Raw genomic sequence first — 21475 nt, forward strand, 5'->3', positions numbered from 1 at the left:
TCACCTCGGTGGAGTGATGGGGAGTCTGCGTTGCCTCATGTGCCGGCCACCACCGCGGACAGCGCACGGGTCAGGCCCGTCGTGTCCGCGGCCGCGGCGATGTTCCACACCTCCTCGGCCAGTGCCCGCACGGCGGGTCCGTCGCCGGCGCCGAGGGCGTTGGCGAGGAACTTCGCGGTGAGTTCACGGGGGTCGAGGGGGTCCTGGGGGCTGCCCCGGTTGACCATGACACGTTCGGTCACGGTGGATCCGTCGTCGAGTTCGGCAGTGAGGGCGGCCGGGAACTGGTGCGGGAAGACGGTCGTGCACTCCTCGTCCGCCACGCAGATGACGCGGGCGGCGAGGCCGAGACGTGCGGGGTCGGCCGCCGCCTCATCCGTGAAGTCCTCGTGGAACACGCCGAGTCCGTGCCCTGGAGCGTCGGGCTCGGCGAGCAGTCCGGCGGCCACCGTGTACGGACCGCTGAACGCCGCGTGGTAGCCGGAGCGCGGGTGTGCCTTCTCGGCCGCGGGTTCCGCGATGGTACGCAGGACGGGCGCGGGTACACCGAGCGTCAGACGGGTGATGTGTCTTGGCTCGACGCCGCGACGGCGCAGCCGCATCGCGGCGTCCACCCCCGCGTGGGTGAAGTGGTTGCACGGGTACGGCTTGATGAAGAGCCGGGCCAACTCCCAGCGCTCGCCAAGCCCTTCGGTGACCTCCGCCACCACGGCGGCCTCGTCGAAGCGTTCACCGCAGAAGGCCTGGAAGAAGCCGAAACGGCCTTCGAGGACGGTAGGTGGACCGGTCAGACCGAGCCGTGCCATGTCGGCCGCGACCACCCCCGCGTGCGCGGCCCAGCCGCAGTGCACCCGCTTGACGGTGCCACCCGTGCGGTTGGCCTCGATGATCCCGGAACCCATGCTCGCCGCGATGCCGATCGCCGAGCAGATACCGTCGGCGTCCAGGCCGCGCAGCATCGCGGCGGCCACGGCGGAGCCGATCGCCCCGCAGATCGCGGTGGCGTGCAGACCCCGGTCGAAGAAGACGGAGTTGCCGAGCTTCTCGTCGTACTGGGCCATGCCGAGCCGGCAGGTGACCTCGATGCCTACGGCGGCGGCGTCGAGGAGCCGCGCCCCACTGGCGCCGGTCGCCTCCGCGGTGGCGAGGGCGGCGGGTATCACCGATGCCGACGGGTGCAGCACGGACGGCAGATGGGTGTCGTCGAAGTCCAGACTGTGCGCGAGCGTGCCGTTGACCAGCGCAGCCGACGGTGCGGGCAAGCGGGTCGAGGAGCCGATGACGGTGGCGGCGGGGACGCCGCCCCACTCCTCGGCGAGTTCGCGCACCGCGGCGCCGGGCCGCTCGGACAGCGCGGCGATGCTGTTGCCGAGCAGGTCGAGCAGGTGCCCCGTGGTCTTCTCCCGCAGCCCGGCGTCGAGTTCACCGTCCCGTACGGCGACGGCGAATGCCGCGAGCTGCTGCGCGGGAGTGGCTGTGGCCGGTGTCGTGGAGTCGTCCGTCATCAGGACACCACCGCGATCGGGCGGATGGGGGAGCCGGTGCCGCCGACGATCCGCAAGGGGGCGACGACGAACAGGAAGGTGTGCTGTCCGGTCGCGGCGAGGTCTTCGAGCGCGAGGTGTTCCATGATGTAGACGCCGTTCTCCACCAGCAGCAGCCGGTGCACGGGCAGGACGCTGTGGCCCGCGCCCGGCGCTATCTGCTCGCAGGCGGTGGTGTCGCAGCCGACGGCCTTCACGCCGCGTTCCGCGAGCCAGGCCCCCGCGTCCTCGGTGATCCCGGGCACGCCGGACTCCTTGCCGAGGTAGGCGGCCGGATCGTCGAAGTGCCGCGCCCAGCCGGTGCGGACCACGGCGACATCGCCCTGGCGGGGCTCGGCGCCGCCGAGTTCCGCGGCGCGCTCCAGGTCGGCGGCGGTGACACCGTATCCGCCCGGCAGGGTGCCGACCCCGTGCGCCGCGGCGACGTCGAGGAGGACACCGCGGGTGACCATGGCGGGCGTCTGTTCCGCGCCGTGCTGCGAGAAGGAGCCGCCGGTCTGCGCCTCGGCGGCGTCGACCCCTCCGTGCAGCTTGCCGTTGTGGCTGACGTGGGACAACGCGTCGATGTGGGTGCCGACATGGCCTCCGGTGACGATGACCTCGTTGGAGGCGGAACCGCCGTCGGGGCGGACCATGTCGCCGTGTCGGCGGGCCAAGGTCATGCGGAAACCAGGGTGGTTGGGCGAGCACGGCATGCCGGTGAAGAGGGGCTGGCCCAGTTCCACGATGTGCGGGTCGGCGGGCAGTGCGTTGAGCAGGGCGTTGCCGGACGCCTGGTGCGGTGGGGTGAGCTGGGAAGAGGTCATGACCTGCCTAACCTGGAGAGGGGAGCGGGGAGCAGCGGCGTGTGTGCGCCGCCGGAAGGTGTGCGGATGCGGTGTCAGCTCGCGCGGTCCAGCACCCAGCGGGCGCGGGCCACGACCGCCGGGTCGATCAGCCGGCCGCGGTCGTCGAGCCAGGCGGCGCTGCCGCTCTCTTGGGCCTGCCGCAGCGAATCGACCAGCCGACGGGCGTCGTCGACCTCTTCGGGCCGGGGCGTGAAGACCGCGTTGACCACCGGGACCTGCTTCGGGTGGACGACGGAACGGCCGAAGAAGCCCTGGTCGAGGGCGCGTTGAGTACTGGCCGCGAGACCAGCGACGTCCGTCACGTCGGTCCACACGCTCTGCACCGGACCGGTCAGGCCCGCCGCGCGCGCCGCGTTGACGATGCGGGCGCGCGCCCAGTCAAGTGCCGCGTCACCGCGCACCCTCAGGTCGGCGCCGAGGTCGGCCTCGCCGAGCGAGAGGAACGCTACCTGCGGTGCTGCCAGGGCGAGTTCGAAGGCGTGCTCCACGCCGAGCGCCGTCTCGAACAGCAGGTGCAGGGGTGCGTCCACGTGCCGCAGTACGGTCTCGATCTCCTCGGCGCTCTCGCACTTGGCCAGGCGCAGACCCTGCACGGGCGCGCCCGCGAGTACCGCCAAGTCGGCCTGCCCGTACGGGAGTGTGACCTGGTTGATGCGCAGCCACAACGGCTTGGGCCAGGTCTCGCCCACGGCCTGTACGGCGGCGGCGCGTGCCTCGTCCTTGCGGTCGGGCGGCACCGCGTCCTCCAGGTCGAGGACGACCGCGTCCGCCTCGCCGCGCATCGCCTTGTCGAGGAGGTCGGGGCGGGTTGCGGGGACGTAGAGCCAGGACCGCACGCCGGTGGGGTGCGCCGGGGCGCTCATACGACGCCCCGGTCGGCGAGGGAGGCGATCTCGGCCGCGCTGACACCGTACGCGCCGAGCACCTCAGCGGTGTCCCGGCCCTTGCGCCGGCCGGACCAGCGGACGGCGCCCGGGGTGTCGCCGAGCCGGAAGGGCACGTTCTGGAACCGGATACGGCCGAGCTCCTCGTCCTCCACCTCGGTGATCGTCTCCAGGGCCTGGAACTGCGGATCCTCGAAGATGTCACTCATGTCGTAGATCGGCGCGATGGCGGCCTGCGCCTCTTCGAACGCGGCGATGACCTCTGAGCGGGTGCGGTCCGCGATCCAGGAGCCGACCGCCGAGTCGAGCTCGTCCGTGTGCCGGGCGCGCTCGGCGCCCGAGGCGAACCACGGCTCGTCGATGAACTCGGGGCGCCCCACCAGCCGCATGACCCGTTCCGCGATGGACTGGGCGCTGGTGGAGACCGCGACCCACGAACCGTCCTTGGTGCGATAGGTGTTGCGCGGCGCGTTGTTCGCCGACCGGTTGCCGGTGCGTGGCTGGAGCTCGCCGAGCTGGTCGTAGGTGATGGCCTGCGGCCCGAGCAGCGTGACCATCGGCTCGATGATCGCCAGGTCGAGCACTTGACCGCGGCCCGTGCGGTCCCTGGCGTGCAGCGCGGTCATGATGCCGAAGGCGGCGGTGAGCGCGGAGACGCCGTCGGCCAGGCCGAACGGCGGCAGGGTCGGGGGCCCGTCGGGCTGTCCCGTGATGGCGGCGAAACCGCTCATCGCCTCCGCGAGCGTGCCGAAGCCGGGGCGCTTGGAGTAAGGGCCGCGCTGCCCGAATCCGGTGACGCGGGCCAGGACCAGACGCGGGTTGATCTCGGCCAGCGCCTCATAGCCGAGGCCCCAGCGCTCCAGCGTGCCCGGGCGGAAGTTCTCGATGACGACGTCCGCGTCCGCGACCATGCGGCGGAAGATGTCCTGGCCCTCGGGGCTGCCGAGGTAGAGGGTGATCGCTTTCTTGTTGCGCGAAAGCATCTTCCACCACAGGCCCACACCGTCCTTGTTCGCGCCGTGGTGGCGCACCGGGTCGCCCTTGGGATGTTCGACCTTGGTGACATCGGCGCCGAAATCGGCGAGCAGGGTGGCGGCGAGGGGGCCCGCGAACAGTGTCGCGATGTCCAGCACCTTGATGCCGTCGAGGGCCGCAGTGCTGTCTGCCCGGGGTGCGGGGGTGGTGTCGGTCATGGAGTTCCTTCCGTCGTCACGTGGGGGAGGAGGCCGCCTTCCAGCCGAGGCGCGTGGAGAGGTCACGTGCCGCCTCGACCACGCGGGGTGCGCAGGCGCGGACGAACTGTGGGGTGAAGCGGGAGCGCGGGCCGCACACGGACACCGAGCCGCGGACGTCGCCGTCGAAGCCGAAGACGGGCGCGGCCACCGAGCCGGCGTCGGCCTGGCGTTCGCCCTGCGAACTCGCGTAGCCGAGCTCTCGGATCGCGGCCAGTTCGGTGCGGAGGGCGTTCTCATCGGTGATGGTCCGGTCGGTGAGCGCCGAGAGTTCCGCGGTGAGGATCTCTTCCTGCCGCTCCTGGGGCAGGAAGGCGAGGAGACACTTGCCGGAACTGCCCGCATGCAGCGGGAACCTGCGGCCGAGTTCCACGGTCATCTTCACCTCGTGGGTGCTGACGATCTGGTCGATGTAGGCGCGCCCGCCGGGCACCAGCGCCGTGAGGGTCACGGTCTCCCGCGTCTGCTCGTGCAGTCGCCGCAGGGTTTCCGCGGCGACGGCCCGCAGGTCGAACTCGCGCAGCGCCCTGGCGCCGAGCGCCGCCGCGGTCGGACCGAGGCGGTAGAGCCGGGTCTGCTGGTCGAGCACCACCATCCCGCGTGCCACCAGGGTCTGAAGGATGCGGTGCACGACCGCCTTGCTCAGGCCGAGCTCGCGGGCGATCGATGACACCCCGATGTCGTCGGGGCCGTCGGTGAACAGCAGGAGGACGTCGATGACTCGGCCTGCGGTCTCGGTTCCGGGTTGGGTCGTCATGGGCTCATTCTTGCCTGTTCCCTGAGGTCGATGTCCGGGGGCTCCCGAAGTCTCGATCTCTTTCCGTACCGCTGAATGGAACACCAGAGAAACACCGTCTCCAGGCCCGGTCAAGAGGTGCTGGCCAGGAAGTAGCGACGTTACCTGGATTCTTCAGGAAGGTATTGACGTCGATTCGTGGGTGCTGCAAGTATCGAATGGCCAACGTGTTCCGCTCAACGGAACAACATGGAAGGGGGTGGGCAGGTGACTGCCCGACCATCCGAAGCACCCCTGACGGCGGCGCCCGACCCCAAGACCGAGGCGCGGGAGCGCACCGGGGACCTCGCACTCTGGGCCGCACGGCTCTCCTGGACCGACGTGCCCGCCGACGTGCGTGAGCGGCTCTCCCTCGTCCTGCTCGACACCTTCGCGGTGACGCTCGCCGGAGCCCGGACCGAGGGGCAGCGCCGCATCCGCGCCGCCTGGCCCCAACCCGCGGGCGACGCACCGGTGTTCGGCGCCGCGGTCCTTACGCAGGTGGACACCGCCGCGTACTTGAACGCGACGGCTCTGGTGTGCAGCGAGCTCGACGAGGGCGGCAAGTACGCCCGTGGCCACCCGGCCGGACACACCTTCCCCGCGATCCTCACCCTGGCCGCCGCGCTCGGCTCCACGGGCGAGCTGACCTCCCGCGCCCTGCTCGTGGGGTACGAGGTCGCCGCGCGCCACGGCCGTGCCACGGGCCTGCACCCCGGTGTCCACCCGCACGGGAACTGGGGCGTGACCGGCGCCGCGGCGGGCTGCGCACTCCTGCTCGGCCTGCCCGCGGAAGGGATCGCCGCGGCCATCGACACGGCTTCAGGGCTGCCCGTCGCCGGCCACTTCGACTCCGCGCTCGACGGCCACCGCGTACGGGACGCCTGGATGGGCGCCGCGGCCGTGTCCGGCCTCGCCGCCGCCCGGCTCGCCGCGGCAGGCGTGGTCCGCAACACCGGCACCGCCGCCCTCTCGCTCGGCACACTGCTCGGCACCTTCGACGCCGCCGCGCTCACCGACCGGCTCGGCGACGACTGGCAGATCCAGCACAACTACTTCAAGCGGCACGCGTCGTGCTCGTACACACACCCGGCCGCCGACCTGGCCCTCCAGCTGCGCGACCGGCACCTCGGTGGACGCAGTGGCACCCAACTGGGCGCATCCGTCGTTGAGATGCACGTCGACACGCACGCGCTCGCCGCACCGCTGAACCGTACGACGTGGGACAGCAGCCTCGGGGCAATGTTCTCCGTCCCGTACGCAGTCGCCGCGGCGCTGCTCGACGGCGCGGTGACCCCGGACACGGCGGACGCCACCGAAGCCGACCGGCCCGAACTCTTCGCGCTGGCCCGCAAGGTGACCGTCGCCGAGGACCCGGAGCTGACCGCACGCCTGCCGCACGAGCGCGCCACCCGGCTGACGGCGGTGCTGGACGACGGCCGGCGCGTGGAGCTGAGCGCACCGCATCCCGTCGGCGACAGCAACCACCACCCGTTTACCGAGCAGACACTGGCCTCGATGCTCGCGGACCTGCTCGGCGACACGGCCACGGTCGACCGCTTGCGAAGCGCCGTCGACGACCTGTTCACGACCGACGATGTGGGACCGTCGCTGCGGGCTCTCGCCGCCCTGAGGCCCTGTCCTGCCGCGACACCAGGAGACAGCGCATGAAGATCTTCTCCGTCACCCCGATCCGGACGGGCGCCGACGAACTGGCCCGACGCCGGGACCGCTACCGACGGCTCTCACCCCCCGGCGTCGAATGGGTCCTCGAGGAGATCGGCTCCGACGCGCCCTCCGAACTCGCGACGGCGCGGGACATCGCCGCCTCGACCGTCTCGGTCACCGCGGCCCTGGCGGCGGCGCCCGGCGACACATTCGACCTCCGGATGCCGGACTGCGTCCTCGACCCCGCCGTCCCCGTCGCACCCGACGGCGCCGCCGTCCCGAACGTCGGCATGCTGCGGTTGTGCGCGGCACACCTGGTCGCGACCGGACGTCGGTTCGGTGCGGTCACCCGCAACCGGGCGATCGGCGACGAACTCGCCCGGCGCATCGAGGAGTACGGGTACGGGCCGTGGTTCGCCGGAGTGACCGTGCTCGACCTGGCCGTCGACGCGATCCCCGACACCGGGCGGTGGAACGACGCCGTGCGCGGCGCGCTCGACGGCTTCGCGGAGCGGGGCGTGCGGGTCGTGATCAACGGCTGCTCCGCCGTCGAAACCGACACCCCGCACACGGTGGAACTCGTCGACCCGGCGGCCCTGGCCCTGCGGCTACTGGCGGCGGGAGGCCGGGCATGAGCGGCGCACAGCCCGACGCGGGGACGGTCGACCTCGTGGTGGCGGGCGCGGGCGGCGGACTCGCCGGGGCGCTCAAGGCCGCCGAGGACGGGCTGAGCGTGCTCGTCGTCGACCCCGACGAACAGTTCCTGCGCGGCAACAACACCTCGATGTCCACCGCGATGATCCCCGGCGCCGGCTCCCGCTGGCAGCGCGCGGAGGGCGTCGAGGACAGCCCGGAGCGCTTCCTCGCCGACATCACCGCGAAGACCCACGGCACCGCGGACCCGGCACTCGCCGACGCCCTCGCGAGGATCAGCGCACCCCTGGTGGAATGGCTCGCGGACGGCGCGGACGTGCCGCTCCAACTCGTACGCGACTTCAGCTACCCCGGCCACAGCGCCGACCGGCTGCACACCGTGCAGGGGCGGCACGGCTCGACGCTGCTGCGGCACCTGTACGAACGGGTGCGGCGCTCACCGTCGATCGACCTGCTGATCCCTGCTCGGCTGGTGGACGTCGAGCGGGACACCGAGGGACGTGTCACCGGCGCCGTCGTCGAGGACCCGGGCGGCCACCGGGAGACCATCGCGACCCGGGCCGTGCTGCTGGCCACCAACGGCTACGGCGCCGACCGCGCCCTGGTCGAGCGGCACATGCCGGAGATCGCGGCGGCCGACTACCACGGCGGTCAGTTCTCCACCGGCGACGGCCTGGACATCGGGCTGCGGCACGGCGCACGAGCCGCCTACATGGACGCCTACCAGGGCCACGCGGCACTCGCCCGCCGCTCACGGACGCTGGTCGGCTGGGCCACCATCATGCACGGCGCGATCATGGTCGACGCCGTCGGCGAACGGTTCGGCGACGAGACCACCGGCTACTCCGAATACGCGGCAGCCCTCGCGGCCCGCCCGGACGCACGTGGCTGGATCGTCCTGGACCGCCGCATCCACGACCTGTGCCTGCCGTTCTCCGACTTCCGGCAGACGGTGGACGCGGGCGCGCTGGCGTGGGCCGACGACCTGGACGCGCTCGCCGCGCGCACCGGCTGCGACACGAAGGCCCTCCAGGAAGCGGTGTCCGAGCAGGTCGCCTCGGCCACCGGGGCGGCCGGGTACGACCGGTTCGGCCGGACATTCTTCGAGGCGCCGCTGCGCGGCCCGTACGCGGCCGTCGAAGTGATCCCCGCCCTGTTCCACACGCAGGGCGGCCTCGTCGTCGACGCCGCCGCACGCGTCCTCGACGGCCAAGGGGCCCCGATCGGCGGCCTGTTCGCCTCGGGAGGGGCCGCGCACGGCATCTCCGGCCGGGGCGCGGACGGCTACCTGGCGGGCAACGGACTACTGCCCGCACTCGGCCTCGCCTGGCAGGCGGCCACGACCCTGTCCGGCGCCACGGACATCGCCGAGAACTGAGAACTCAGAACCCAGAACCCGGAAAGGCACGCACACCATGACCGAACTGGATCTGCTCATCAAGAACGTCCGCCTGGTGAAGCACGACGCCGCGAACATCCCCACCACCGACATCGGCGTCAAGGACGGCGTGTTCCACCGCATCGCCCCGGACATCCCGGCGTCCGAAGCGGCCGAAGTCGTCGACGGCAAGGGGCTGTTGGCGTTCCCCGGCGTCGTCGACGCACACCAGCACTGGGGCATCTACAACCCGCTGTCCGACGACACCGTCACCGAGAGCAAGGCCTGCGCCCAGGGCGGCGTGACGACCGCCCTCACGTACATGCGGACCGGGCAGTACTACATGAACCGCGGCGGCAGCTACAACGACGTCTTCCCGCTGGTCCTCGACGCCGCCGAGAGCCGCTCGCACGTCGACTACGGCTTCCACCTCGCGCCGATGGAGAAGTCGCACATCACGGAGATCCCCGAGCTGATCGCCCGCTTCGGTGTCACCTCGTTCAAGATCTTCATGTTCTACGGCAGCCACGGCCTGCACGGGCGCTCCGCCGACCAGAACGACTTCCTCATGATCCCGCCCGGTGAGCGCTACGACCTGGCGCACTTCGAGTTCGTGATGCGCGGCGTACAGGCGGCACGCGAGGCGTACCCGGACCTCGCGGACGCCATCTCGCTGTCCCTGCACTGCGAGACGGCCGAGATCATGACGGCGTACACCAAACTGGTGGAGGAAGAAGGCCAGTTGGACGGCCTTGCTGCCTACAGCGCCTCGCGTCCGCCGCACTCGGAGGGGCTCGCGGTCACCATCGCCAGCTACCTCGCGGCCGAGACGGAACTTCCCAACATCAACCTGCTGCACCTGTCGTCCCGCAAGGCGATCGATTCGGCGATGCTGATGGCGAAGACCTTCCCGCAGGTCAACTTCCGCCGCGAGGTGACCATCGGCCACCTGCTCGCCAACATCGAGACGGCCTCCGGCATCGGCGGCAAGGTCAACCCGCCGCTGCGCCCGCAGGACGACGTGGACGCGCTCTGGGAGCACCTGGTGGCGGGCAACATCGACTGGGTGGTCAGCGACCACGCCTGCTGCAAGGAGGAGACGAAGTTCGGCGACCCGAAGAGCGATGTCTTCCAGGCCAAGTCCGGCTTCGGCGGCACCGAGTACCTCCTGCCCGGCCTCGCCGGCGCGGCACCCGCCCACGGCCTGCCGCTGCAGAAGGTCGCCGAACTGACCGCCTGGACACCGGCGCAGCGCTTCGGCCTGCCCACGAAGGGGCAGATCGCGGAGGGCTACGACGCGGACGTGGTGCTGGTCGACCCGTCGGCATCATGGACCGTGGACGCGGGCGACTCGCTGTCGGCGCAGGAGTACACGCCGCTGCAAGGGCTAGAGATCGGCGCACGCGTGGAGTCGACGTACCTGCGCGGCACGCAGGTCTTCGGCGACGGCAAGGTCATGGGCGCGCCCCAGGGGCGCTACTTGTCGCGTCCCACCGCACGCTGAGGGCGCCGACATCCGCCCGGTGTTCATCGCGGCCACCTCGACACCGACGGAACGGCACGAATCAGTGCCGTTCCGCACACATGGCAAGGGCGTGAGTGTGTGTCGTGGTCAAGTGGTCGGCAGGTGGGACCAGAAGGAGAGGTTGTGGTCGGTGGCGAAGTCGGTGTCCGCCTTCGAGCAGGCCGCGGGGGCGTCACCGCTCGCCGGATCGGTGTCGCAGGCCTTCAGGGACATCGTCGTGCCTGGCTTGTCGGCGTAGTCGGGCCAGTTGGGGGTGCGTGCGGTGTTCGGTTCGCCCGCCGCCGCGAAGCGGCCCCAGTACGTGATCATCTCGTCGGAGAGCTCCAGCTGGTCGTCGTCGTACGGGAGGGTCTGGCCGAGGTACTCCCAGAGGTAGCCGAGGTCGTCGACGTGAACGGCGCCGCCGAACGGGAAGTCGCGTGCCGCCGCGCTGCGTTGCTGGATGCGGAAGATCGAGGTGAAGTGCGGGGTGTCCGACTCGGCGAATTCGTAGGAATAGGTGGGCACCCGTTTCGCGAACGTGGCCGTCAACTGCTGTCGCGTGTACGAGGTGGAGTCGCTGTTGGCCTTCGTCCACGCCTCGCCTGGGGTGTCGAAGTCGCTGAGCGGATACTCCGCGAGGACCTCGTCGGCACCCGCGCCGTACGTGGTGCGCACCAGTTGCTCGTACTCGGCGGCCGTCATGGGGTGGCCCGCGTAGTCGTAGTTCTGGAACGTGAACAGGCCGCGTTCGCTGTTGGTCTGGCCGATCATGACGGGGACGCGGTTGAAGTCGCCGCTCGCCACGGCGGTGCCGGGGTTGACGGGGAAGGCGGCGCCGCCGATGGAGGGGGAGACGCCGGAGGTCTTCTGGGCGGCGAGCAGGTCCGAGGACGACTTGCCGCGCAGGCAGGCGAGGACTTCGTCGGCGGCCGTGTCGCAGCCGACGGCCTTGACGAACGCCTCGCTCTGCTGCTGCCCGGCGGCCGCGGACTGGAGGTTGCAGCCGCCGCTCATGCTGATCGCCTTCGAGAAGAGGCCCTTGGCTGCCGGAGAGGCGAGGTGGTCGCAGACCGAGCCCGCGCCGGCGGACTGGCCGGCGATGGTCACGTTGCCGGGGTCGCCGCCGAAGCGGTCGACGTTGCGGTGCACCCACTTCAGGGCCGCCTGCTGGTCGAGGAGGCCGTAGTTGCCGGGACCGTTCGTGGACTCGGTCCGAAGCTGCGGAAGGTTGAGGGTGCCGAGGACGCCGACGCGGTAGTTGACGGTCACGACGATCGCACCGGTGCGCTCGATGAACCTGCGCGGGTCGGTGTCCTGGCCTGCTCCACCGGTGAAGCCGCCGCCGTGGATCCAGACCAGCACGGGGGCATCGCGCCTCGCGCCGTCGGGGACGTACACATTGAGGCCGAGACAGTTCTCGGTCGTGATGGTCTTCTCATAGCCGGGGTCCCAGCCGCTGTTCTGCGCGCAGCGGTCGCTGAAGGCACGGGCGTCGCGCGCCCCCGACCACTTCTTGACGGGCTGCGGCGCCTTCCAGCGGTTCTTCCCGGCCGCGTCGGCCGCGTACGGGATGCCGAGCCACTGGTTGTAGCCGGTGCGGGCGGCGCCGCGCACCTTGCCGTCGGCAGTGCCGACCACGAGCGAGGCGGGACGCTGTACGCCGCCGGCGTCCGCGTCGCCACTGGGTGCGCTGAGCGCGGTGCCGGCCACCGGGGCGACGCCAAGAGCGACCGCGCCTGCGGTGGCCGCGAGGACGGAGAGTCTGCCGCGGAGTGCGGTGATCGCCATGTCTCCCTGCTTTCTCACGGGGATGCGGTACGGAGTGGTGAAGTGTCGTACGGGAATCAGCCGAGCCAGAAGTCGCAGTGGTGGTCGGCGGGGAACGACGTGATGGCCTTGCTCGCGCCACCGGCGCGCAGCTGCATCACCCGGGTGGCATCGGAGTCCGTGAACTGCGGCCACCGCGGTGCGTGGGAGGTGTTGGGGTCGCCGGTGCGGGCGAAGGCCGCCCAGTAGCGCATCATCTGGTCTGCGAGCTTCTCCTGTTGGGCCGTCAGCGGCCGCTCGCCGAGCGTGAAGTCGAAGAGGTAGGCGAGTTCGGCACTGTGTCCGTTGGCCATGTCCTCACCGGGCACACGGAAGCCGTACAAGGTGGGCGAGGTCGGGTCGTTGAACTCGTAGCGGTAGACGGGGGATTCGGTCGCGCCGGCCAGCTGCTGTGCGTGCTGGTAGCTGGGGCAGGCGCGCAGCGCGTCGGTCTGGATCTGTGTGACGGCGTCCCACGGACTCTTGAAGCGGCCCACCGGGTACAGCTCCAGCGCCCGGTCCGCCTTGTCGGGCCAGGTGGTGCGAACGAAGTCCGCGTACCCCTGTGCGGTGATGCCGGCCTGAGCGGTTGCCAGGAGGCGGAACTCGGAGTGCGTCGTGCCGGACATCACCGGCACCTTGTTCCAACTGCCGTCCTTCAAGGCCTGGTTGAAGGTCTTCGGGAGGAGTGATCCGCCGACCTTCGACCCGCCGACGTAGTCCTTCTGATGTGCGATCAGGGTCCCTGGCCACGTCTTGCGCAGGCAGCTCACGACGGCCGCCTCGTCGGTGCAGCCGACGGCCTTGGCGAACGCGGTGCCGCTGCGCTCGCCCTCGTCGAGGGTGGTGGATGTGCCTGAACAGTCGGAGCTCTGCACAACGGCCTTGTCGAAAAGGCCCTTGGCCGCGGGCATGGCGAGCAGGCCGCACACCGCGCCGCCGCCCGCCGACTGGCCGTGGATCGTCACGTTTCCGGGGTCGCCGCCGAAGTTCGCGATGTTGTCGCGGGCCCACTCGAGGGAGGCGAGCTGGTCCATGCGGCCGTAGTTGCCGGACCCGCCCTCGGTGACTTTGGAGAGCGCGGGGTGGGCGAGGAAGCCGAGGGCGCCGAGGCGGTAGTTGACGGAGACGACGATGGTCCCGGTCTTGGCGGCCATCGTGCTGCCGCCGTAGATCACGCCCGTGCCCTGAGTGTTGGCGCCGCCGTGGAACCACACCATCACCGGCAGCTTCGCGGTCCGTGCCACGCCCGGGGGCCGGTAGACGTCGAGGTAGAGGCAGTCCTCGCTGACCGCCTGCTCCTCGCGCACCCCGGACGGTTCGAACTGCGGGCAGGCCGGCGACTGCCGGTCGGCGGACCGGACCCCCTTCCAGGAGTCCGGCTCGGCCGGCGGCGCGAACCTCAAGTCTCTTACGGGCGGGGCCGCGTAGGGGATGCCGAGGAACCGCTCGGCATCCCGGGCGGCGACCCCGCGCACCTGGCCGCTGTCCGTCGATGCCGTGGGCGCGGCGCTCCCATGGCCACTTCCAAGGGTGTCCGTCGCACTCTGCAGTGCGAGGGTCAGGGCCGGAACGGTGAGCGCCGCTGTCGCCACGGCGATGAACTGTCTGACCACACGTCTTGCTCTCACTCGTGCCTCCCAGGAGTTGTCCGGATTCGGGCGCGGAAGGAGGGCGCAAAGCCGGTGGAACTATGGGGAGTTGCAGTGAAGCTGTGAACGCAGGAGGGTCTCTGCGCCGGCTGGGTCGTACGTGTCGGGGTAGTACGCAACCACTGCAGGGGATTGTGGGCAAGATGTGGGACGAAATTGCCAACAATGCTTGGAGGCGTCGAACGCCACGATGCAGGCCGTGAGTTCACAACTCGTGCGCGCGTCCGGCGTCGATGCCCGTGTCCTTGCGCCGATTCCGGCCCTCGGCTCACCTCCGCGTCCGCAGGAGGGCCCCGAGGGCGTCGTCCCCGAGCAGTTCGGGACCGGTCAGCGGGGGCTCGGCGCTCTGGGCGAGCAGGCTCAGCAGCCCCCGGCGGCCGGTCAGGGGGCGAGCCGGGCCGGTGAAGCCGCTCCGCGCCAGGGCAGCTGCCTCGATGCCGTCGGCCGCGGCGAACCCGGCCCGGCGGGCGTCGGCCGCGGGAGAGGCCGTGGCGCCGACGACGCCCGTCGTCCGGGTACCGGCCAGTCCGATGACTTGAAGGACGGTCTCCGGCGGCAGACGGTGCGCCGCGGCGGACGCCAGGGCGGCGGCGAAACCGGACACCCGGTCCACGTCGACTCCGAGCCGGGCGGCAAGACGGCAGGCGACGGCGAGTGCGAGCGCGACGCACCGCGCCGCGTCCGCGCGGCGCAGGTGCTCCGCCGCACACGATGCCACCGCTGCGGCGACGACGGGCCGGTGTCCGGCTTCGACCAGTGCGGCCGCGACGGCCCCCGCCCGGACGCGTTCGTCACCTGCGGGAACGCTGGGAGCGATGCGGGCAGCCTCCGCGAGGAGCGCGACGGCGGGCTCGGCGTGCGGATGCTCGGGCGTGAGGGCTCCGGAGTCGGAGATGAGTGCGGCGAGCGCGAACTCCTCGGAGGCGGAGTCGGAGTCGCCCAGAGAATCGGAGCCCGGGGCGGGGGATGACTCGGGGGTGCTCACGTGCGCCTCTCCCGTGCCCGGTTCGGCGTCGGAGTGCGCACCACCGGCCCGTTCGACGGTGGCCGGTGCCGCAGCGGCGAGCAGGCCACGCAGGTATCCCGGCCCCCGCCGGCGCGCGGCGGCGTCCAGCGCGTCGGCGCCGCTCGGCCGGAACGCGTCGACCAGACCGCGGGCCTTGGCCCTCAGCTCCTCCTCGGTGAGGGGGCGCGCCATGCTCCCGCGGGCATGGGCCACTTCATGGCTGAGGACGGTGCCGTCGGTCATGGTGACGTCGATCCGCGCCGCGTCGCGCCCGCACTCCTCCCGAGGCTCGAAGGTGACCAGGGAGCGCAGCCGCCGTGCCGATGCGGAGACGACGAAGTCCGTGGCGTACCCCGCCAGACCCACCGGTGGCGCGAGGAGCCCCGCGGCGATGCCATGGGCGGTGGAGAAGCGGGCCTGCAGCCCGTCGACCGGCTGGATGTTGCCGGTCAGTTCCGGTACCAGCGGGTGGCAGACCAGCACGATCGCCCGGACCGCCTCCGCGCCGCCGTGCGCGGCCACCCGGTCGTGCAGGGCCTCCGCAGTCTCGATGGCGGGATGCGTGACGATGCCGCAGGGGTACGGCTTGAAGGTGTTGTCGAGCAGTTCCCAGCGCGTGTCCGCACCACCCAGCAGGGCGTCGGGGTCGAACTTGCCGCGTGCGAGCCGGTGCACAAACCCTTCGGGGCCCGTGAGGCTGTCGCCGGGACCGTCCGCTCCGGCCCGTGCGTCCAGTGCCGCACGAAGTCCGCAGACGGCGGCCTTGCCCGGATGGAACGGCTTGATCATCGAGCCGAAACCCTCCCGGTTGCCCAGCCCGTCCTCGACCGCCCACTCCAGTGCTGTGCGCAGTTGCCCGGTGTCGAGGCCGAGGAGCAGGCCGGCGGTGACGGCGGCCCCGACGGCGCCGCAGGTGCCGGTGATGTGCCAGCCGGCGTCGTAGTGCTCGGGCGAGACCGACACACCAAGTCGCAGCTGGGCCTCGACGCCCCAGGCGAAGGCGCCCAGGACCTCGTCGGCGTCCCGGTCGGCGATCTCCTGCTGCAGGCCGACCAGCGCCGCCAGACAGACCGCCCCGGGGTGGATGACGGTGCGCAGGTGTGTGTCGTCGTAATCGTCGAGGTGTGCCGCGAGGCCGGTCGCCAACGCGGCGTCCAGTGGCTGCAGTTGGTCGGGGCGTCCTGGCATCATGGCCCGGCCGCCGCTGAATTGGGCGGCGACCGCGACCACGATGTCGGTGGCCGGTTCACGGGAGGCGCCGACGCTCGTCGCGAGCGCGTTGTAGAGCGTGCGCCGCGCGGCGTCCCGTACTTGGGCGGGGAGCGGCGACCGGCTGTGTGCGGTGACGAGGTGGGCGAGCCGGTCGAGCGGGGCGTCCATGAATCTCCTTGTACGTGGGGCTGATGGTGGGTGGGGTCGGTCAGTGGTGCACGGGCGTGGGGCCCGGGGCCGAGGGGAGACGGAGTGGTCAGAGGCCGACGACGGGTGCCATCAGGAGGACGCCGGTGACCAGGATCGTCACTCCGATCACGTCGAAGACGATGCCGCTGCGGAGCATCTTCGTCATCGGCACCATCCCCGAGCCGTAGACGATCGCGTTGGGAGGCGTGGACACCGGCAGCATGAAGCCGTATCCGGCGGCGGCGGTGGCCACCAGGCCGGGGATGAGCGGGTTGACGCCGACGGCGACCGCGATCGGCATCACGATGGGCACGACGATGCCGGCGCTCGCGGTGTTGCTGGTGGTCTCGGAGATGATCAGCCCGGTCACCGCGGCGAGGATGGTGATCGTGGTCAGGGACGACACACCGAGGTGGTCGGCGAGCGCGTTCCCCATGGTGCCGGCGAGGCCGGTCTCCGAGGACAGCGAACCGATCACCGTGCCGGCCCCGAACAGCAGGATCACGCCCCAGTCGATCCTGGCCGCCTCGGTCCAGGTGAGCGTGGGCGCGCTCCGAGTGCCGCCGGCGGGCCGGGCCAGTGGCAACAGGAACAGCAGCGTCGCGGCGAGGATGGCCGCGACCCCTTCGGTGAGATGCTCGTGCATCCACAGCACGGCGCCGTGGTCCTCGCCGAGTGCGAGATTCCCGATGCCGGGCAGCGTCCACAGCAGTACGGCGATGACGAACGCGACGCAGGTGTTGGCCTCGCCGCGGGAGAACGGGCCGAGCTCGGCGCGCCGTCCCGCCACGTAGTCCTCCGCGCCGCGGAGTTGCTTGACCTCCGGTCGGTTGAGCCGGAGCAGGATGAACGACAGGGCGATGAACATGACGAGCACGATCGGGGTGAACAGCAGGACCCACTCGACGAAGTTGACCGACTTGTGGGTCTGCTTCTCGACCAGGTCCCGGCCGATGAGCTGATGCGGGGCGCCGATCGGGGTGATCAGGCCCCCGATCGAGGCACCGTAGGCGATCATCAGCATCAGCGCGGTGGCCCACCGCGAGCGGCTCAGATCCCGGCCGCTGTCCGCGGAGTTGATCGCGCTGACCGCCCGGACGATGCCGATGCCGATCGGGAACAGCATCGCGACGGTGGCCGTATTGGAGATGAAGGCGGACAACGCGGCCGCGATGACACCGAAGGCGATCACGGTGCGGGCCGGCGAACGGACGATCCCGCCGATGGACAGGACGCGCAGCGCGATGCGTTGGTCGAGACCGTGCACGGTCATGGAGCGGGCGATGACGAAGCCACCCAGGAACGTGAAGACCGTGTCGTTGCCGAACGCCCCGAACACGGCGTCCTCGTCGCCCACACCCATGAGGACACACAGGACGATGCCCAGGAGCGCGGTGGCCGGCAGCGGTATCGCCTCGCTCACCCACCAGACGACCATGAGCGCGAGCACCGCGGCGAGTGCCCGCTGCGGCCATTCGAGGCCGGCGGTGGCCAGGAGCACGAGAGCGAAGGCGACCGGTCCCAGACCCAGTCCGATGCGGGCTCGCGCCATGTCGAAGCGTTCTTGGCGGTCGACGGTCCCCGAGGGGGCCGCGACGCCGCGGTCTTCCACCTTCATGGTCCCTCCACGATCCGAGATGCCCGCAAAGCGAGACGTCGTTTCGTAATGCGGGCACACTAGGGCGCGGGCGGATCCTCAACAAGAGGCAGGGCAAAGGGAAATGCACCGGGCCGATAGGCTTGGCCGCGTGACGACACCGGAAGACGACGCCGTGGTACCGGCCGGCCAAGCCTCTGGCGTGCAGTCGATCGACCGGGCGGTCGCGATCCTCACCGCCTTCTCGCGGGCCCGGCCCGTGCTCGGGATCAGCGAGCTCGCCCGGCACACCGGTCTGACCCGCGGCACGGCGCACCGGCTGGTCAGCGCCCTGGCCGCGCACGGCGTGCTGGCCCAGGAGCCGGGCTCCACCGCGTACTCGCTCGGGCCCCGGCTGCTGGGCCTCGCCGACTCGGCCCGCGACCAGCTCTCACTGGACGTGCAGGCGCCGCCGGTCATGACGTGGCTGCGGGATCGGACCGAAGAGACCGTGGGCCTGCACATCCTCGACGCCCTGCCGAGCCGCCGCACGATCGCCCAGGTCGAATCCCTCCAGCCGCTCCGGCGCACATACACCGACCTCGGCGCGGCCCGCCCGCCCCACCAGGGCGCCCCCGGAAAACTCCTGCTGGCCCACGCGCCCGGCACGGTGGCCCAGGACGTCATCACCGAACTGGCGCGCTCGAACGCGGCCCTGGCCAAGGAGATCGCCGCGGAACTGGAGCAGGTGCGGGCAGACGCCTACGCCATCTCCCTGGAGGAGCGCGTCAAGGGGGTCGTGGCCCTCGCGGTCCCCGTCCGGGACCACCACGGTGCCGTCGCGGCGGCTCTCAGCGTTTCCGTTCCGGCCGTCCGTGCCGGCCGCCCGGAACTGATCGCCCTGGTCCCCCTGGCCCGGCAAGCGGCGGCGAAGCTCTCGCACCGGCTCGGTTACGACCCGGTGCCATGATCTGCTGGTGCGCGCCTGAAATCGGCTCAGCGCGCGTCGTCGTGTTCGGCCTCGAGTGTGCGCTTGAGGTTGTGGAGCGTCGTCTCGATGTTGCGCCTTTGGAAATGGGCGAACGTCTTTCCTGACGTGGCCACGCGGTCGAAGGCGTTGGCGACGAACGTCGGCCAGCTGCGTCGATCGTCCGTCCAGGTCTCCGTCACGAGGGTGCCGTCACCGGCCGGCTCGAACCGGTACTCCCAGGTGGCGATCGGGCCGCGCAGGAACGGCCGCTTGAGGCCGATCGCCTGGACGCGGAACGCGAAGCGCCGGCCCGGCTCGGCCGCGGTGACCGTGCACCGGGTGGTCCACCGGAACGCACCGCGCTTGTTGCGGCCGACGAACGTGGTGCCGAGGCCGGCCGTCCCCGCGGGTGACTCGGCCGTCGTGCCGAGGTTCTCCGGGCTCCAGCGGCCCATGTCCGCAGGGCGGCTGACGGCCGCGTATGCGGCGTCCGACGACACGGCGATGGTGATGCTGTCGCTCACGGTGAAGACGCGGGCCATGGGGTTCCTCCAACTGACGACATGTGGTTGACGGCTTTCGGCTTTCGGCTCACGGCGTGAAGCTACTGCTCAGTAGGATCATGACATGCGGGCGACCGCGACATCTGGCCGGTCCGCCTTCCGGGCGAAGGAAGGAACCGTTCCGGGGGCTCAACGCATCGTGCGGGGCAGGATCGTTGTGCTGTGAAGGTTCTGACGGGAGGCGTTGGGCATGGGCATGGGTGGACAGGCGGCGGGTTCGGAAGAGTACGCCTTGGCTCGGTCGCCGCAGGAGGCGCAGCGGCTGCAGGTCCAGGCCCAGCTGTTTTCGGCGCACACCGAGTATCTGCTGCGCCGGGCCGGCATCGAGCCGGGAATGCGGGTGCTCGACGTCGGCTGCGGCCCCGGCGACGTATCGCTGATGACGGCCCGGCTCGTCGGCCCCGAGGGCTCCGTGCTGGGCGTGGACATCGATGCGGAGCTCGTGGCACTCGCCGAGGAGCGGGCCGTACGCGCGGGTGTGCGGAACCTCGCGTTTCAGCAGGGTGATGTGGGCTCGCTGACGCTGCCAGGAGGGTTCGACGCGGTCGTGGGCCGTTTCCTCCTCACGCATTTGTCGCAGCCGGCCAAGGTGCTGCGGTCCGTGGTGCGGCAGGTGAGACCGGGCGGCCTGGTCACCTTCCTGGAAGGTGCCTACAGCAGGGCCAGGACCGTGCCCTCCACACCGCTCATGGAGCGGGGCGTCGACTGGATGGCGCGGACCCTCGTCGCCGCCGGCGGGGATCCGGATTTCGGGGAGTCGCTGGCCACGTGCTTCCTCGACGCCGGACTGCGCGCGCCCGGCATGGCGGCCTGCACAGCGGTCGAGACGGATCCGAACGTGGCCGCCGCCTACACCGCCGCCTCGGTCCGCAGCATGCTGCCCGCCGCGGTCGCCTTCGGTGTGACCACAGAGGAAGCAGTGGGCATCGACACCTACGAGGAGCGGCTGCGCGAGGAGGCGGTCGCCGCGCGGGCGACCTTCTTCCTGCCGCAGGTGATCGGCGCCTGGTCGCGCAACTGAGAGCTGCCGGCCGCCGCTGTGAGCCAGCGAGTGCTGCTGGGCGCCGCTGAGTGTCGCGGGGCCCGCTATCGGGGGGTGGTGCCGGGCTCCCCGGTCCCCTCCGGCTCTGCCGTGCCCGCCTGCTGTGCCTCGGCGAGCAGGGTGCTCAGTCGGCGCAGGACGTCTACCTGGGCGTCGTTGTAGATGTCCTGGAGGGCCTTACCGACCGTCTTCTTGGCGAATTCCTCACCCCGCGGGGCATCGGCGGGCAGAGTGCTCAACCCGGGGTTCTGCCGTTGCAGCAACTCCACGAAGGGGACGAGGCGTTCGGCGACGTCGGCGCAGGTCTGCTCGTCGGCATCGGGCGGCAGATGTTCGAACGCCGCGCCCGCGGGATCGACGACGGGGTTCCTCATCAAGTCGGCATAGGCGGCCGTGCCCTTGGGGCCGAGCACCGTGCTCAGCACGGTGACGAACGAATGATCCGTCTCGGACATCGGGATGTCGGGCGCGGCTGCCGTGGCGAATTCCCGGGGCAGGTCGGTCAGGACCTCCTTGCGGAGGATGAAGCCGAGTTCCATCCTGGCCCGCTGCAACCGTTCGATGGTGGCGGCCAGTTCGGCGTCGAGTGCGCGCAATGCTTCCTCCGGGTGCTCGTCGGTCGCGCCCATCTCCGCGATCTGTGAAAGCGGGAACCCCAGGTCGACCAGGCGTTTGATGCGCAGCAACCGGACGAGGTGGGCCACGCCGTACTGCTTGTAACCGTTGGCCCGGCGTTCCGGCTCCTCGAGCAGGCCGACCTCGTGGTAATGACGCACGGTCCGCAGGCTGGTGCCCGCGAGCTCGGCGATCTCACGCGTACTCCATGCCATTGCTTTCTACTCCGTCTCCGTTCGACCCCTCGCGGTTCGGCGTGCGGCCTTCGCTCACTGCTGTTCGTCACTGCGGTTACTCACACCATTCGAAACCATGCCGTCGCGGCACGGTCAAGCGCCACACCGTCCCTTGTGG

17 protein-coding genes are annotated in these 21475 nt (G+C 71.1%); 6 read left to right on the plus strand and 11 right to left on the minus strand.

What is annotated here, in order from left to right:
• Positions 1 to 35: 35 nt before the first annotated feature.
• The 5 genes from ABT004_RS07720 to ABT004_RS07740 all read right to left on the minus strand — a co-directional run bounded on the left by ABT004_RS07720 (position 36) and on the right by ABT004_RS07740 (position 5265).
• A complete protein-coding gene (locus ABT004_RS07720) occupies positions 36 to 1505 on the minus strand; it encodes an MmgE/PrpD family protein (protein ID WP_351332451.1) in 1470 nt (489 codons plus the stop codon).
• Positions 1505 to 2350, minus strand: a complete 846-nt coding sequence (locus ABT004_RS07725) for a cyclase family protein (protein WP_351332454.1) — start codon at positions 2348 to 2350, stop codon at positions 1505 to 1507. Before ABT004_RS07725 ends, ABT004_RS07720 begins: the two co-directional genes overlap by 1 nt.
• A 74-nt stretch (positions 2351 to 2424) precedes the next feature.
• Positions 2425 to 3255: an HpcH/HpaI aldolase/citrate lyase family protein gene (locus ABT004_RS07730; protein ID WP_351332456.1), complete on the minus strand. Its 831-nt coding sequence runs from the start codon at positions 3253 to 3255 to the stop codon at positions 2425 to 2427.
• Positions 3252 to 4469, minus strand: a complete 1218-nt coding sequence (locus tag ABT004_RS07735; protein ID WP_351332459.1) for a CaiB/BaiF CoA transferase family protein — start codon at positions 4467 to 4469, stop codon at positions 3252 to 3254. The genes ABT004_RS07730 and ABT004_RS07735 overlap by 4 nt, the downstream gene beginning before the upstream one ends.
• A 16-nt stretch (positions 4470 to 4485) precedes the next feature.
• On the minus strand, positions 4486 to 5265 hold the full coding sequence (locus ABT004_RS07740) for an IclR family transcriptional regulator (protein WP_351332461.1): 780 nt from the start codon (positions 5263 to 5265) through the stop codon (positions 4486 to 4488).
• Positions 5266 to 5511: 246 nt separating this feature from the next.
• Here ABT004_RS07740 and ABT004_RS07745 point away from each other — a divergent pair, with 246 nt between their 5' ends.
• The 4 genes from ABT004_RS07745 to ABT004_RS07760 are packed head-to-tail and all read left to right on the plus strand — an operon-like array spanning position 5512 to position 10487.
• Positions 5512 to 6954, plus strand: a complete 1443-nt coding sequence (locus ABT004_RS07745; protein ID WP_351332464.1) for an MmgE/PrpD family protein — start codon at positions 5512 to 5514, stop codon at positions 6952 to 6954.
• On the plus strand, positions 6951 to 7586 hold the full coding sequence (locus ABT004_RS07750; RefSeq protein WP_351332467.1) for an aspartate/glutamate racemase family protein: 636 nt from the start codon (positions 6951 to 6953) through the stop codon (positions 7584 to 7586). Before ABT004_RS07745 ends, ABT004_RS07750 begins: the two co-directional genes overlap by 4 nt.
• Positions 7583 to 8983 carry an FAD-dependent oxidoreductase gene (locus ABT004_RS07755; protein ID WP_351332470.1) on the plus strand — a complete coding sequence of 467 codons (1401 nt, stop codon included), beginning with the start codon at positions 7583 to 7585 and terminating at the stop codon, positions 8981 to 8983. Before ABT004_RS07750 ends, ABT004_RS07755 begins: the two co-directional genes overlap by 4 nt.
• Before the next feature lie 37 nt (positions 8984 to 9020).
• On the plus strand, positions 9021 to 10487 hold the full coding sequence (locus tag ABT004_RS07760) for a dihydroorotase (RefSeq protein WP_351332472.1): 1467 nt from the start codon (positions 9021 to 9023) through the stop codon (positions 10485 to 10487).
• A 108-nt stretch (positions 10488 to 10595) separates the two neighbouring features.
• Here the strand turns inward: ABT004_RS07760 and ABT004_RS07765 are convergent, their stop codons facing one another.
• The 4 genes from ABT004_RS07765 to ABT004_RS07780 form a co-directional block, all read right to left on the minus strand.
• Positions 10596 to 12296 (minus strand): carboxylesterase/lipase family protein, encoded by a 1701-nt coding sequence (locus ABT004_RS07765; RefSeq protein ID WP_351332475.1) that lies wholly within the window; start codon positions 12294 to 12296, stop codon positions 10596 to 10598.
• Positions 12297 to 12334: 38 nt separating this feature from the next.
• Positions 12335 to 13912 carry a carboxylesterase/lipase family protein gene (locus ABT004_RS07770; protein WP_351332477.1) on the minus strand — a complete coding sequence of 526 codons (1578 nt, stop codon included), beginning with the start codon at positions 13910 to 13912 and terminating at the stop codon, positions 12335 to 12337.
• Between the two features lie 304 nt (positions 13913 to 14216).
• On the minus strand, positions 14217 to 16334 hold the full coding sequence (locus ABT004_RS07775) for an MmgE/PrpD family protein (RefSeq protein ID WP_351332480.1): 2118 nt from the start codon (positions 16332 to 16334) through the stop codon (positions 14217 to 14219).
• 88 nt (positions 16335 to 16422) lie between these two features.
• Positions 16423 to 17973 (minus strand): SLC13 family permease, encoded by a 1551-nt coding sequence (locus tag ABT004_RS07780; RefSeq protein ID WP_351332483.1) that lies wholly within the window; start codon positions 17971 to 17973, stop codon positions 16423 to 16425.
• A 130-nt stretch (positions 17974 to 18103) separates the two neighbouring features.
• Between ABT004_RS07780 and ABT004_RS07785 the strand changes: the two genes are divergently transcribed.
• Positions 18104 to 18901: an IclR family transcriptional regulator gene (locus ABT004_RS07785; RefSeq protein ID WP_351332486.1), complete on the plus strand. Its 798-nt coding sequence runs from the start codon at positions 18104 to 18106 to the stop codon at positions 18899 to 18901.
• Positions 18902 to 18927: 26 nt separating this feature from the next.
• Here the strand turns inward: ABT004_RS07785 and ABT004_RS07790 are convergent, their stop codons facing one another.
• On the minus strand, positions 18928 to 19443 hold the full coding sequence (locus ABT004_RS07790; protein WP_351332489.1) for an SRPBCC family protein: 516 nt from the start codon (positions 19441 to 19443) through the stop codon (positions 18928 to 18930).
• A gap of 253 nt (positions 19444 to 19696) precedes the next feature.
• Between ABT004_RS07790 and ABT004_RS07795 the strand changes: the two genes are divergently transcribed.
• On the plus strand, positions 19697 to 20485 hold the full coding sequence (locus ABT004_RS07795; protein WP_351332492.1) for a class I SAM-dependent methyltransferase: 789 nt from the start codon (positions 19697 to 19699) through the stop codon (positions 20483 to 20485).
• 65 nt (positions 20486 to 20550) lie between these two features.
• Here the strand turns inward: ABT004_RS07795 and ABT004_RS07800 are convergent, their stop codons facing one another.
• Positions 20551 to 21336, minus strand: coding sequence for a helix-turn-helix domain-containing protein (locus tag ABT004_RS07800; protein WP_351332495.1), 786 nt, complete (start codon positions 21334 to 21336; stop codon positions 20551 to 20553).
• Between the last annotated feature and the right edge of the window lie 139 nt (positions 21337 to 21475).

Source organism: Streptomyces sp. NPDC002790 (assembly GCF_040295505.1).
Classification (GTDB): Bacteria; Actinomycetota; Actinomycetes; order Streptomycetales; family Streptomycetaceae; genus Streptomyces.